General features: G+C 43.3%; 15 protein-coding genes and 1 rRNA gene. 1 reads left to right on the top strand and 15 read right to left on the bottom strand.

From position 1 onward, the window contains the following. Nucleotides 1-8: 8 nt before the first annotated feature. From BLU12_RS04795 to ltaE, 10 genes are all read right to left on the bottom strand, one after another. Nucleotides 9-569, bottom strand: coding sequence for a TetR/AcrR family transcriptional regulator (locus BLU12_RS04795; protein ID WP_091460959.1), 561 nt, complete (start codon nt 567-569; stop codon nt 9-11). Between the two features lie 267 nt (nt 570-836). Next, nucleotides 837-1,232, bottom strand: a complete 396-nt coding sequence (gene rpsI / locus BLU12_RS04800) for a 30S ribosomal protein S9 (RefSeq protein ID WP_009200248.1) — start codon at nt 1,230-1,232, stop codon at nt 837-839. Between the two features lie 59 nt (nt 1,233-1,291). Then, entirely contained in the window at nt 1,292-1,729 is a 438-nt protein-coding gene (gene rplM / locus BLU12_RS04805) for a 50S ribosomal protein L13 (RefSeq protein ID WP_009200247.1), read from the bottom strand. Between the two features lie 228 nt (nt 1,730-1,957). Beyond that, the gene (locus BLU12_RS04810) at nt 1,958-2,992 is read right to left on the bottom strand and encodes a nicotinate phosphoribosyltransferase (RefSeq protein ID WP_040347725.1); all 1,035 of its coding nucleotides are present in this window, start codon (nt 2,990-2,992) and stop codon (nt 1,958-1,960) included. 5 nt (nt 2,993-2,997) lie between these two features. Beyond that, entirely contained in the window at nt 2,998-3,231 is a 234-nt protein-coding gene (gene secG / locus BLU12_RS04815; protein WP_009200242.1) for a preprotein translocase subunit SecG, read from the bottom strand. A 131-nt stretch (nt 3,232-3,362) separates the two neighbouring features. After that, on the bottom strand, nt 3,363-3,956 hold the full coding sequence (gene rdgB / locus BLU12_RS04820) for an RdgB/HAM1 family non-canonical purine NTP pyrophosphatase (RefSeq protein ID WP_040347723.1): 594 nt from the start codon (nt 3,954-3,956) through the stop codon (nt 3,363-3,365). 44 nt (nt 3,957-4,000) lie between these two features. Further along, on the bottom strand, nt 4,001-4,636 hold the full coding sequence (locus tag BLU12_RS04825) for a GerMN domain-containing protein (RefSeq protein ID WP_009200240.1): 636 nt from the start codon (nt 4,634-4,636) through the stop codon (nt 4,001-4,003). A 21-nt stretch (nt 4,637-4,657) separates the two neighbouring features. Then, nucleotides 4,658-6,139 carry an N-acetylmuramoyl-L-alanine amidase family protein gene (locus tag BLU12_RS04830; RefSeq protein WP_234945466.1) on the bottom strand — a complete coding sequence of 494 codons (1,482 nt, stop codon included), beginning with the start codon at nt 6,137-6,139 and terminating at the stop codon, nt 4,658-4,660. Nucleotides 6,140-6,269: 130 nt separating this feature from the next. Next, a complete protein-coding gene (locus tag BLU12_RS04835) occupies nt 6,270-7,640 on the bottom strand; it encodes a TldD/PmbA family protein (protein WP_009200238.1) in 1,371 nt (456 codons plus the stop codon). Continuing rightward, complete coding sequence (gene ltaE, locus BLU12_RS04840; protein WP_040347721.1) at nt 7,640-8,659, bottom strand: low-specificity L-threonine aldolase; 1,020 nt, start codon at nt 8,657-8,659, stop codon at nt 7,640-7,642. Before ltaE ends, BLU12_RS04835 begins: the two co-directional genes overlap by 1 nt. 157 nt (nt 8,660-8,816) lie before the next feature. Between ltaE and BLU12_RS04845 the strand changes: the two genes are divergently transcribed. Beyond that, the gene (locus BLU12_RS04845; RefSeq protein ID WP_159428503.1) at nt 8,817-9,536 is read left to right on the top strand and encodes a formate dehydrogenase accessory sulfurtransferase FdhD; all 720 of its coding nucleotides are present in this window, start codon (nt 8,817-8,819) and stop codon (nt 9,534-9,536) included. Here BLU12_RS04845 and BLU12_RS04850 read toward each other — a convergent pair. From BLU12_RS04850 to rrf, 5 genes are all read right to left on the bottom strand, one after another. Beyond that, the gene (locus BLU12_RS04850; protein WP_234945467.1) at nt 9,459-10,253 is read right to left on the bottom strand and encodes a PHP domain-containing protein; all 795 of its coding nucleotides are present in this window, start codon (nt 10,251-10,253) and stop codon (nt 9,459-9,461) included. The genes BLU12_RS04845 and BLU12_RS04850 overlap by 78 nt on opposite strands. Before the next feature lie 102 nt (nt 10,254-10,355). Next, complete coding sequence (locus BLU12_RS04855) at nt 10,356-10,856, bottom strand: chemotaxis protein CheW (RefSeq protein ID WP_009200234.1); 501 nt, start codon at nt 10,854-10,856, stop codon at nt 10,356-10,358. 13 nt (nt 10,857-10,869) lie between these two features. Further along, nucleotides 10,870-11,424, bottom strand: a complete 555-nt coding sequence (gene yfcE, locus BLU12_RS04860; RefSeq protein WP_234945468.1) for a phosphodiesterase — start codon at nt 11,422-11,424, stop codon at nt 10,870-10,872. Nucleotides 11,425-11,432: 8 nt separating this feature from the next. Continuing rightward, nucleotides 11,433-12,449 (bottom strand): homoserine dehydrogenase, encoded by a 1,017-nt coding sequence (locus tag BLU12_RS04865; RefSeq protein ID WP_009200232.1) that lies wholly within the window; start codon nt 12,447-12,449, stop codon nt 11,433-11,435. A gap of 273 nt (nt 12,450-12,722) precedes the next feature. Further along, nucleotides 12,723-12,838 (bottom strand): 5S ribosomal RNA (rrf, locus tag BLU12_RS04870). Between the last annotated feature and the right edge of the window lie 130 nt (nt 12,839-12,968).

Genomic DNA, 12,968 nt, shown 5'->3' on the forward strand with positions numbered 1-12,968 from the left:
CACCTTAATTACTCATCTCCCCTCATAACCAAATCGACTATTTGTTTCCAGCTATCTATAGCTTCGCCAGTGTCCAAAAGACTACCTTGACATGATAAAAGACCGAACACGACCAAGCGCAACAGTAAAAATACAGACTCTTGTCTCTCGTCAGCCAAATCGATGCACACTCCTTCGTCCATCGATTTTTTTATACATGAGGCAAGGTCTTTTGCCATATTCTTAAATTCTTCTTTCCCCCGTTTCGCCTGAATCAAAAGATCCATCCAGATAAGCATGGTCTCGGGGTCTCTTTCAAAGGCCATTAAAATGAGCATGCCTCTTCTCTGTATAAACTCCTTGGCATCAGTTGCGTCTTCGAAGGTCGACTTAAAAATATCCTTCATTCTATCAATTTCCAACACTAAAACAGTGCTATACAGCTCAAACTTATCGCTAAAGTGCCAATATAAAGCCCCTTTGCTAACGCCTGCTTTCTTTGCAATGGAATCTACGCTAGTCCCGTGAAATCCCTGTTGTGCAAACAAATGGCGCGCTGCGCTTATGATGCAGTCTCTGGTGTCCTTCAATACTCAACCTCCCGACTATTCAGTCTGGAGAAAAAGGATAATCTATTTGCCGGTTTTTGTAAAGGGAAAAAATATGAGTTTTAATTTTCAAAATATTGAATTCCAATACATCGATAACTCGATATAAAAAATTAACTTGGTTGCAAAAGATTACAGACGGAGAATCACGATCTCCGTCTGTGTGGTTTGTAACTATCGCTACAATATTAATCCTTTGCATCTATCCGTTGACCGCCAAGCCATAAATTGGCGAAAAACGAATTAAATTTACCTCTTTGAGTATTGATAAAGTGCCCTTGCCTTTCTTCTCCCGAACTTCTTTCTTTCTACCATTCTAGGATCGCGGGCAAGGAGGTCTGCTTTTTTCAATACAGGCCTCATTTCAGGATCTAAGGACAACAAAGCTCTGGCTATTCCAAGCCTTACCGCTCCGGCCTGACCGCTTAAACCCCCGCCTTGAGCTTTAATGAATACATCTATTTTTCCTTCCATTCCGGAAACCTTTAGGGGCTCCAAGGCGTTAAGCCTCCACAATTGCCTTGGAAAATAGTCTTCGATGCTTCGCCCATTTATAACAATTTGCCCCTCTCCGGGACGAACACGTACCCTAGCAATTGACTCTTTTCTTCTACCTGTACCCCAATAATACGTTGGTGACGGCAAAGGTCTCTTCCTCCTTTTTAATAAAAACTTTTAAAAAATTACATTAACAAAACAGAAACTTAAATATCCAAAGCTTCTGGTTTCTGCGCTTCGTGAGGGTGATCGGGACCGGCATATACTTTCAGCTTCCTATGATATTTTAGTTTATTACGAGGCAACATCCCCTTAACGACCCTCTCTACAAGACGCTCTGGTTTTTTCTCCAGAAGCACACTGTAGGGCGTAGATTTAAGCCCCCCTTTATACCCGCTATAACTATATACAACCGATTGGATACCCTTTTTGCCGGTCAATTTTACATTGGCGGCGTTAATGACAATTACAAAATCCCCTGTATCTACATGAGGAGTATAATTCGGCTTATGTTTTCCCATCAATATGGGAGCGATGCATGCCGCAAGTCTTCCCAAAGGCACATCGGTAGCGTCTATTACATACCATTTACGCTGTTGTTCCACCTCTTTCGGCTTCGTCATAAAAGTCTTGTATCCTTGCATGTGAAGTTCCTCCTTAACTTTCCTCGCAGTAAAAAACCCTCTACGATCGATAATATATTTTATTCGGCTGATACTGACGATACTTTACCAATACAACAAACACAAAACGTTTAGTTTCCACAAACGAGGAGCTCTCGACAGCGGAGTTATTCTATCCAACCTTAGCCCCTTATGTCAAGAAATACACCACAATCAGACCTTGACAGGTTAAACATGGCCTTTGTATCCTTACAAAAATCTCCTAAGCCTTGGATTATGCTCTATGCCGGGCAATCTACCCCTTTTCGCGATGGGTTTTCCGTCGATCATCTTGAGATCCATCGTCATATCTCTCGGAGTTCCATGAGCTATATAACTTCCAACTCCAAAGACATCTGCGCCTGCATGCAAAAGTAACTTAATCCTTTCAGGATTGAGGCCACCGGAAACGACAATTTTGACATGGTTAAATCCCTCGACGTCCAATCTCCACCGAACCTCTCGTACCAGAGCAGGCGATACCCCTCCGCGCTCTCCGGGAGTATCCAAACGTACGCCGTGAAGATCTTTCTTTAATGCTCGCGCAACCAAGAGCGATTCTTCGGCTTCGTCTTTAAAAGTATCGACCAAAATAATCCTTGATTCTCGCTCAGGCAATATACTATTGTATAATAACGCGGTTTTTACTGTATCTCCCACTATCAACACAGCAGCATGAGGTATCGTTCCTTGCGGTTCTGCCTTGGCCATCTTTGCTCCCAATATACAACTCGCGCCTGCACAACCTCCGGCATCTAAGGCAACCCTCTCCATAACGGGGGCAACTGCCGGATGAACATGCCGAGCTCCAAAACATAATACAGGTCTTCCATTTGCTGCTCTAACGCATTCCCTAGCAGCGGTTGCCCACCCGCTCGATGCTGCTAAAAATCCCAAAATCACTGTTTCGTACATTCCAAATGCACTGTAGAGACCGTGAATTCTGCACACCACTTCCTTAGGAGAAAAAGACATTCCCTCATCTAAAGAATAAACTTCTACGCCCTTGCCCCGTAACAAAGACAAAACCTCAGATAGACCGGCAAAAACGCCTGCTTCTTTTGAAAATATTTCCGCAACCACCGGCACATCCAAGGTGCCGTTTTCTCGCAGAAGATCCCTTGTTTTGACAAAATAAACGTCGGTCGTATATCCCGCCATAATTTCATCGTGATTGGCGCTGTAGAAAGGCCTTGAGCCCAACTGCAAAGCGCTTACATCTTCGAAAAATTCTATATTCTTCATATCCTTCACCTTGCACTCATCATGACCAATATGAGGGAGGTGACCATGAACGAAGCAAGTAATAGTACTGTTACTTTGCTTAAACCGGAAAGGCGCTGCCACTGCCCGCCTGACATATCAGCTTGAGTGCCGCCGCCAAATACGCCGGCAAAACCGCTCTGTTTTCTTCGCTGTAACATTACAATTCCTATCAGTGCAACAGCTATCAGTATTTGCAAAAGAGATACGAACAAAAACATCTTTAGTGCCCCCTATGCCTTAACTATGTTTTTATGATATTTTACTTTATAAATACATAACGTTACTTTCACAAGCTCAAACTTTTGAGCCTACCACAACGATTTTTATAGCGCAAAAGCCATTCGAATAGTTATTTTAGCACACTTCGAGCATTAAGCATATCACAAAGCGCTCTCACGGCAACAGACCTGTGAGAGACGCGATTTTTAATCCCATGCCCCAGTTCCGCGAATGTTTTATCGTAACCCTTGGGAATAAATATAGGATCGTAACCGAATCCCTCTGCGCCTCGCCCGGAAAGGGCTATTTGTCCATAACAGAAACCCGACACCAACCATACCTGGTTCGTTCTGGGCAAAACTAACGCCAGAGAAGCGACAAACCGCGCCTTCCTCTCTTTCATGTCAACCATATTATTTAAGACCCATGCAATTCTGGATTCATCATCTTCTGCCACTCGTGAAGAATAAACTCCAGGACTTTTCCCAAGTGCATCTACTTCTAATCCGCTGTCATCGGCCAAGGCCGGCATGCCTAGAGCTTTGGCCCAAACCGAAGCCTTGAGAAGAGCATTTTCCGAATAGGAATTACCGTACTCCTCAACATCAATGTCCATTAAATCGGGGGCAAATACCAATTCTACAGGCGCTTCACCGAACAAAACGACCATTTCGTTATATTTGCCTTTGTTTTTGCTTGCAAATACTACTTTATTATTGACCAAAGAGCAATCCCCCCAGAGACAAAGGACGTCATAAAAACTTATAATCAAAATTTGGGCGCCAATCGCCATGTAACGGAAAGATCCACAGGATCTGTCATTGCGGCATCTTTACCCTCGATCAAAAATTTTACTTCTTTGATTGGATCGAAATTATCTATGACAGTCCGAAGTAAGGCTGTCATAAAAAGCAATGCTCTCTCTCTGTCGAGCTTTTGCAAAGATGAGTAAAAGGGGGTGTTCATGTCTAAATAAAGAATTTCTCCATTGCGAAAGACATGAAGGACGCGACTGTTCCCATCGACAAGGCCCTTGGCCGCCATCAGTGACAGCCACTTTTCAACACTGGAGGTGACATTTTCTTCGGGAATACTCGGAACTATCCTATAACCGACCACGCTTAGAGAGCCGTTATCCGGCAGAAAAAGCGTTACTTCGGCTATATGGGTCCCAAAGTCATTAATTTCATCGAATTTTTGTGCCTGTTCTTCCATGGAAATAGTTTGTTGAACGTTCAATTTCTTGCCAAATATTCTGACAATTAGTCCCGAACCATAATAACCCAAACCAAACAAAATCATGATAAGACATGTCCATGCGATTATTCTATATGGTAAGGGAGCTTTTTGGGGAACTTTTTTTTGTTCTCTGTCTCGTCTTCGCGGCAGTTCATTATTATCCATGAAAAACGACCCTCCTAAACCTCACATATTGCGTAAATACGACTCTATACCATCAGCTAAACTTTCAGCAAGCCTTTTTTGATAATTGGGATTAGCCAACAAGGCGGCTTCCGATTTATCCGTCAAAAAACCCATTTCAACTAATACTGCCGGCATTGTCGCTCCTCTTAAAACAAAAAAGGGCGCCTGGGCCACTCGGCGCATATTTAAACCGGAATTTTTGCCCGCCTTAAACAAAACTTCGGCAAAGGATAGGCTCTGCTCTATCTTTACATTTTGCTCCATATCTCCTAATATTTGTAACAAAAGTTTCGTACGCTTATCGGCTATACTGTTAGCATCCGTAACCCCTTCTCCCAATTCCTTGTTTTCTATAAGTGCAAGTTTCATGGCATCCTCGTCGCTAGGCAAGGCCATTATATAAATTTCGATTCCCTTAGCGGTTCTGCCTGCAGGCAGGGCATTGCAATGTAAACTTACAAACAAATCCCCATCCCAATCGTTTGCCAACTTCGTCCTTTCGTCCAATCGAAGGTATATATCGCGCGAACGAGTGAGGCGAGCGCTAATGCCCCGTTTTTTAAGCACATTTGCAAGACCCTCTGCAACTTTAAGGTTTATATCTTTTTCTTTATAGCCGTTTGCAACGGCACCAGGATCCTTGCCCCCATGACCTGCATCTATGACTACTACAGGAAACGTCGCTTTTTTATTTGGCGCGTATACTTCAACGCTCTCTTGTGAAGCGGGAGCCAAAGAAGGATTCCCCGAAACTTTAAGAGACGGACTCTCACCCCTCTTTGTCCCGTAGCCGAAGAAATCCACTACGTATCTGGGTGGAGAAGGAAGACTAAAGTAAGAAATTCTGTCAGATTTATAAAAAATGTCAATGACCACCGCACCGCCTTTTTGCTCAACGGCAATCTCAGGAAAATCTCCGCTTTTAATATCGTCTCCGTAAACCTGATCGAGGGTAAATCCTTCAAATCGAAGAGTCAGCTTGTTAGGGGAACTTCTATCGACAAAGGGCGATGCCTCAGAGGATAAATCGATAACTAACCTCACTCTATCCTCCCACTGTCCCCAGCGCAATCCTTTAACTTTATTCCGCGATACTATGGTGTTACTGTTTTCTTTAATGACATTTTTCGAAGGCACGTTTGCATCCTTCCCAAGAATAGGGATAACGGCGGCACTCTGGCCCTTGTCCTCCTCTGACTTGCCAGCCCATTTTAGTTCTTTGTCATCGCCAACCAGAGGCTTCAATAATTTCAACGCAGTATTTGCTTCCAACCACCAATGCCCTTCTTTGTATAAAGGCATAAAGGGAAGGGGAATAATATTATGACCATTGCTTTTTGCCATAGATGCTCCTATAACTAACTCCAATGAACTGCCGTTATTTCGGGCCAAAAAGGTCTTATCGTCAGAACTTATCTTGAAACTCAAGATACTGGCGACTACGTCAATTGGAACCAGATCATGGCCATCATCATTTATCACCGGGACATATCCCACGTTCTCAATCCCATGCCACAAAATCCATTTTTCCCCGGCGTATCCAATTGTAGCCAAGGCCAAACAGCAAAGTATTACGAAAAAATATGTAAAAAAAACCCATTGCTTGTATCTTTTAATCGCCTGCGGTCGACACATCATCGATCACCAACGATGGAGACCCAACACTGCCATAAAATTTCAGATCCTCTCCAACTCTAACTATCCGATTCAAAATATCGTAAATATTACCGGCCACGGTCATCCCGGAAAGGGGCCCATCTATTGATCCGTTTCTAATATAAGCCCCTTTTATTCCCAAAGACAAGTCTCCCGAAACAGGATCAAAGGTGTGAAGCCCCATCAACTCCGTCACGTAAATTCCAGTGTTTAAATCTCCATAGAGGTCCCCTGCTTTGCCGATTCCCGGAGTTATGAAGAGATTAGATGCACCCACATATGGTATAGAGGCAGGACTTCGAACGCAATTGCCCGTTGAGGAAACTCCATCGATTCTCGCATGTTCCAAATTGTATAAAAAACTTGTCACTACTCCCTCAGAGAGCAATGTCGTCCTTTGGGCAGCGACGCCTTCGCCATCGAAGACATAACTGCCCATACCTCTTTTTATGGTTGCGTCATCCACTAAGCTAATGTGACTCGGAGCTATCATACGTTCCCTTTTATCTGAAAGCCAAGATTTCCCTTTATGGACATTATCTGCCAAAAAGGAATCTTCCAACATGGAAACCAGAGATGCTGCTGTTAAACTGTCCAGAAAGAGAGTATACTTACCAGTCTTAAGAGGCTTGCCACCCAGCGTCATGGATGTTCTATGCACGGCATTTTTGGCTATATCAGAGTATTTTAAATCGCTCAGATAACGTTGTTCTTCACCAAAACCGCCCATCTCTATTTTATCACCATCTTCCATTATCAACGCTACGTCAAGCCTTACGACGCTCTCATCCTGCCACCCAATAGCCCCCACACTGGAAAGATAAAGGGTTTCTTCGTAACCTTCTCCGTAAAAAACCTCCCTTATTGACGATACCCTTTCATCCAATTCACGTACTTCAGCGGTAACAACAGAACATATCTTCTCTCCTCTACTGAAGCTCATGCCGTCAATTACAAGCGGATCAAAAAGGTCGTGGTCCTCTGTAAAATCTAAAATCTCTAAATTCAAACCGATGTGGGGATTAGGATCGTTGTTCTTACAATTAAAAATTGCCCATTCGATTACCCTGTTTACGGCATCTTTGGACAGATGATTAGAACAGGCAACTCCCTGTCGACCCTCGGCATCGATTACTCTCACGCCCATAGAAAGATTCTGGCCCTTAATTTTTTCGTCCAGCCTGCCATCCATGAAAGAGATAGAACAGGATGCATTTGCCCTATACAGTATATCGGCCTCAGCAATGTCCTTTTGGTCGAGCAGTCTTTTCACTGCCCGATAAGCAACCTCCTCTACAAGCTCCCTTTGGGGCAAACTTTCTTTCATCAGGACAACTCCTCTAGTATGATTTTGGCAGCCATCTCAACATCTTCAAAGGTTACGTCGCGATGAGTTACGAGCCTGACCCTGGGAAAAGTAGGATTGAACAATAAACCCCTTCTTTTGCAGCTATTTGCCAGCTGGATAACATCTACATCATCATTCAGATCGAAGTAAACCATATTGGTCGGTTTGAAAACGTCGACGACCTTTACACCGCCATTTTTCAAGATATCTTTTAGGACTTTAGCTTTTTCGTGGTCATACTTCAAATCTGCATAATTGTTTAAAGCTATCAGGCCAGCAGCTGCTATAACGCCAGCCTGGCGCAAACCTCCGCCCACTCGTTTTCGCCAGTGCTTGGCTCTGTTTATATAGTCCCTTTTTCCACAAATGAGAGAGCCAATCGGAGCCCCCAACCCCTTCGACAAACAAAATTGGACGGAATCAACAATTTCCGTGTATGTTTTAGGTTCAACTCCCCAAGCTATTGCAGCGTTGAATATTCTGGCACCATCTAGATGCACCAAAAGACCCTTGCTTCTTGCTAAATCTACCACCGACGAAAATCTATCAGGAGAAATTGCAATGCCGCCACAGGCATTATGCGTATTTTCCAAGCATAGCAATTTGGCAGGAGTGTAATGTACATTTTCATCCCTGCAGTATGACAATATTTCATTGTGGTCAGGAATACCTTGATCATCGTTCACGCAAAGAGGAACAAGGCCTCCTAACGCCGACAATCCCCCACCTTCGTTATTATAAATATGGCTTTTAAACCCCAAAACGACTCCCTCACCTCGATTGCAATGCGTAAGGAGGGAGACCAAATTTCCCATAGTTCCGGAACAAACGAAGAGCGCCGCTTCGTGACCTGTAATCTCAGCAGCAAGTTGTTCTAATTCGATTACCGTCGGATCTTCACCATAAACGTCATCCCCGACTTTTGCTTCAGCCATGGCTTTTCTCATTTCATCTGTAGGCTTTGTAACGGTATCACTCCTCAGGTCGATGGTAGACATCATATATTCCCCTTTCATAAAACATGTAAGTTTTTTAAAATTGACTCAAGTCGCAGTATAGGAGATAAAATCTACGGTAAATATTAATTATAATACATGCTATCGGCATAATTGTCTTCATCATTGAATAACGATACTACCTGCGGAGGGATTAAACTTGTTTAGTGATGTGAATTATTTTAGATTTTCCGCTAAAGAGAAAGACAGTGCTTGCAAGGTGGACCAGGTCGCGCACGAAAAAGATATTGCAATTTACGTAAACAAATCTTACTACACATCCCTACGAGCGACGCTGAATGATACAAAAGAATTGGCCATAGGTCACTTATTCTTTCATGACGTGGTTAAAAGTCATGACAATATAGAAGATATTGAAAACGAAGACAAGGCAATTGTAAAGGTCGAATTGAAACCTTCTTCATCCTGCCAAAATAATGTGCTCGAATATATAGATGTAAATTGGACAGTAAGCGCAGATGCGATATATGGTGGTATTGCGCTTCTACAAGAAGCTCCCCTCTATAGAAAGACAGGAGCATTCCACGTAGCTATTTTAATGCACCATAAAGGTTACAAATATTTTCTATTGGAAGATATAGCAAGGCATAATGTAATAGAAAAGGCTATAGGTAAAGCAATACTTGAAGGTATAAAAAGAGAAGAATACATGTTATTGTTTTCAGGAAGACTAATGCATGAATTGGTTAGAAAAATGTTGATCGCTAAAATACCGATAATAGGAGGTATTTCTGCCACTACATGTGAGGCGATAGACCTGGCACAAAAATACGGAGCTACATTAATCGGTTTTATACGCGAAGGAAGAATGAACGTTTACACTCACCCCGCCAGAATTATCGAGTTTTTTAAATGCTAAAAAGGTAAGTTTTCCAGGAATAATATGTTCCGGAACATCAATTCCCATTTCGACATCGGGCCTGTTCTCTCCATGAAAATCGCTTCCCGCCGTAGGATTTAATCCGAACTTGGCCGCTAATTTTAGAAAACCAAATATTTCCTCGGCACTGTGATGGCTGGAATAACATTCTAACCCCCAAAGCCCCGCATCCTTAAGCTTTCTTAACAAAATGTCGAAGGGTTCGGAATCCAGGTAAATTTCCCCGGGATGAGCCAATACCGATATCCCTCCTGCGTTTTGAATTAAAGCTATACATTCCTCAGGACTCAACGTTTTCCTGGGCACATAAGCCAACGCTCCTTTGCCAATAAGCCTATCGAAGGCTTCTTTAAGGCTTGAAACATACCCCTTCTTCATAAGAACCCTGGCTATATGTGGTCTTGCAATTACATCCCCTTCGGATTCCCTTATAACTTCCTCAATAGATATGTCATATCCTAGCGTTTTAAGCTTTGCGCACATCTTTTCATTTCTCTCGTCCCTCAATTTCCTCAGAGCTGTCAACTTCTCCTGAAACTCAGGAGAAGTATAAAACATGCCATACCCTAAAATATGAACGTCGTCATAATACTCGGCTGATAACTCAATACCGGGTAAACCCGGCACATTATGCTTTCTGCAGGACTCCTCGAACTCCTGCAGACCGTCTGTCGTATCGTGATCCGTCAAAGACAATAGAGAAATGGCCTTTTTTTTGCCCTTATAACCACATCCGACGGTGACAATGTGCCATCAGATGCAGTCGAGTGAACATGTAAATCTACCAACATCGGTTTCTCACTCTAAGAAATTTTTTATTTCAAAAACAGAAGCAACGTCCAAAAGAACGATCAAATCCCCTTCCTTAGTTCTAACGATACCCTCCAAATATTCCTTTGATATTGCAGAATCGATGGAGTCAGCACTCTCTATTTGATGGACAATCACCGATTTTACCTCTCGCACGGAGTCAACCATAATACCGAACATGATATCTTCCTCTTCGATAACAACTATCCTTGAATCGTTCTTCCGCTCAACTTCCTTTCGACCCATTTTGACGGCCACATCCATGACCGGGATAACCGTACCCCTTAAATTGATAACCCCGCAGACGTATTGAGGCGCATTAGGAACTCTAGTTATGCTCTCAGGTATGCGAACAATTTCCCTGATCTTAGAAACCTCTATAGCATAATGTTCGCCGAACAAATCGAACACTAATAACGTCATCTCGCCAGTACCTTTGGTATCTTGATAACCCTCTTTTTTCGTCGATATTTCTTCCTTAACCGTCATTGATATCTCCCCCTTACGTCAATCTCCAAGGCTCAAAACGCAACAAATCACCCTTCAAAGACAAAAGACTGATTCCCTTCTCATCCACTATGGCCAATGATGGAGGTTCGCCACCTTTTGGTAAACTTGCAGATCCCGGATTTAGAAAAACAGTTTTTCCCTCGCAGATAACAGAACTAATATGAGTATGCCCAGTAAGCACCAAATCGGCCTTAAAGTCAAGCGCCAAACCTTTATACCTTTCAAAAAATGTTCCGTGATGAGCGAAGACGAGTTTGCCGTCCAACCATAAGACACAATAGGGATAGGATACAGGCCACTTTATCATGGCTTCATCTATATCCGCATCGCAATTGCCCTTAATTATAATGACGGGAACATCAGAAGAGTTTATCTCTTCTGCCAACTCTTTAGGGGCATACCCATCTGGAAGAGGGTTTCGAGGGCCATGATATAACACATCGCCGAGATGTACGATCAAATTTACGTCTTTACAGATTTTCTTGGCAAGCCCCCAAGCTTTAACGCTACCATGGGTATCGGAAATTACGGCAACTTTGAAAGACACAGAGAAATTCACCTGCCCTTTAACGATAATAGGTCTCTCAAAAGCGAATAAGATGTCTCTTTTGGACCAGACCCAGAACCGCTAACGCATATTTCACCAATCATATCGGTCAAAAGCAGTGCCCCCACAGAAAATCCCTCCAGATAAGCTAAAGGGTGGCCCATCGACAAAATTTCAGGGTTCACCGTAATATCGAGATCATCAGCATTTATCTCGACTCTCGAAAGGAGCTTTAGTTTGCCGCCCCTTCTTTTGGCATCTTCTATGGCTTGAGTAGTAACATTCCTTATTCCTTTAACGTGAACCTGGCTCATCCCCACATTCAAGCCCATAAGACTCTTAGCCACGATCACTGTCTTTGCCGCGGCCTCCAATCCATCTATATCAACCCAAGGATTTTGCTCTGAAAGACCCCTTCTTTGCGTTTCTAGGAGAGCTTCATCAAAAGAGCAACCCATTTCCATTATGCTTAAAATATAATTACACGTACCGTTTAGGATTCCCTCGAACCTTTTTATCCGACATCCAGGTAAACCGTCGCGCACCAAAGAAAAAAGAGGAGTCCCAGAGAGAACGGTAGCTTCGTAAAGTACTTTAACTCCCATCTCAAGAGCTTCGTCCATAATTTCATCGAAATACAGACTCATCGCTGCCGTATTTGCAGTAATTACGTGCTTGCCCTTTTGAATAGCTTTAATTATAATGCTTCGAGCCGGTTCTCCAAGATCAAAATCAGAGGGTGTACAATCAACTAAAACGTCGTAATTGATATCTCTTAGCATTTCATTAGAGTCTTGTATAACTGAGCAGCCTCCGCGACTCAGGGCATCTATTCTTCCTGTTATCGACTCCCACCGAAGCATGTCATCAACATCGATCCCATGAGGATTGTAAATGCATCCGCGACTTTTAGTGGCGACCCCTACAAGGGAAATCGAGGCTCTTTTTAGCATATCACTTTTCCTGCACAATAGTTCACAGAACGCTCTCCCAACCCTTCCGCATCCGAAAAGCAAAACATCCATAGTAGAGATCGCCTCCTACTTTTTAGCCCCCTCAGGATCATAGTCAGGCAAAAATAATTACAAATTTCCCACAAAAAGTGTATCATAATATTTCGATATTTATAATATTCTCAATAAGGAGGAGATCAGTAAATGTCGTCAGTAAACTCTATTAAGTTATACGATGACGGTAGGGTTCAATTTTTTCCACCCCCGAAAAAAAAGAAGACGAGCCCTTCTCGTCTTCTTTTTTCACCTCTTTCGCCTCACCATGGAGGCAAAAATAAAGCAGGCACATGGCAGCGACCTACTCTCCCACGGGTACCCCCCGCAGTACCATCGGCGCTGGAGGGCTTAACTGCCGGGTTCGGCATGGATCCGGGTGTTTCCCCTCCGCTATGGCCACCATATGCCTGCTTCAAACCTTTACTCAAAAATCGCTAGGGAAAGAGGAAAAAAGTATTTAAGGACAAGGCCTCGGTGTATTAGTACCGGTCAGCTGCACCCCTCTCGGGGCTTCCACCTCCGGCCTATCTACCC

Origin of the sequence: Acetomicrobium thermoterrenum DSM 13490, assembly GCF_900107215.1 — a bacterium.
GTDB classification, from domain to species: domain Bacteria; phylum Synergistota; class Synergistia; order Synergistales; family Acetomicrobiaceae; genus Acetomicrobium; species Acetomicrobium thermoterrenum.

Coding starts and splice junctions, on each gene's coding strand:
- rplM (WP_009200247.1), bottom strand. CDS start 1,729: ATGCAAGGATACAAGACTTTTATGACGAAGCCGAAAGAGGTGGAACAA.
- BLU12_RS04810 (WP_040347725.1), bottom strand. CDS start 2,992: ATGAAGAATATAGAATTTTTCGAAGATGTAAGCGCTTTGCAGTTGGGC.
- secG (WP_009200242.1), bottom strand. CDS start 3,231: ATGTTTTTGTTCGTATCTCTTTTGCAAATACTGATAGCTGTTGCACTG.
- BLU12_RS04825 (WP_009200240.1), bottom strand. CDS start 4,636: ATGGATAATAATGAACTGCCGCGAAGACGAGACAGAGAACAAAAAAAA.
- BLU12_RS04835 (WP_009200238.1), bottom strand. CDS start 7,640: ATGAAAGAAAGTTTGCCCCAAAGGGAGCTTGTAGAGGAGGTTGCTTAT.
- ltaE (WP_040347721.1), bottom strand. CDS start 8,659: ATGTCTACCATCGACCTGAGGAGTGATACCGTTACAAAGCCTACAGAT.
- BLU12_RS04855 (WP_009200234.1), bottom strand. CDS start 10,856: ATGACGGTTAAGGAAGAAATATCGACGAAAAAAGAGGGTTATCAAGAT.
- BLU12_RS04865 (WP_009200232.1), bottom strand. CDS start 12,449: ATGGATGTTTTGCTTTTCGGATGCGGAAGGGTTGGGAGAGCGTTCTGT.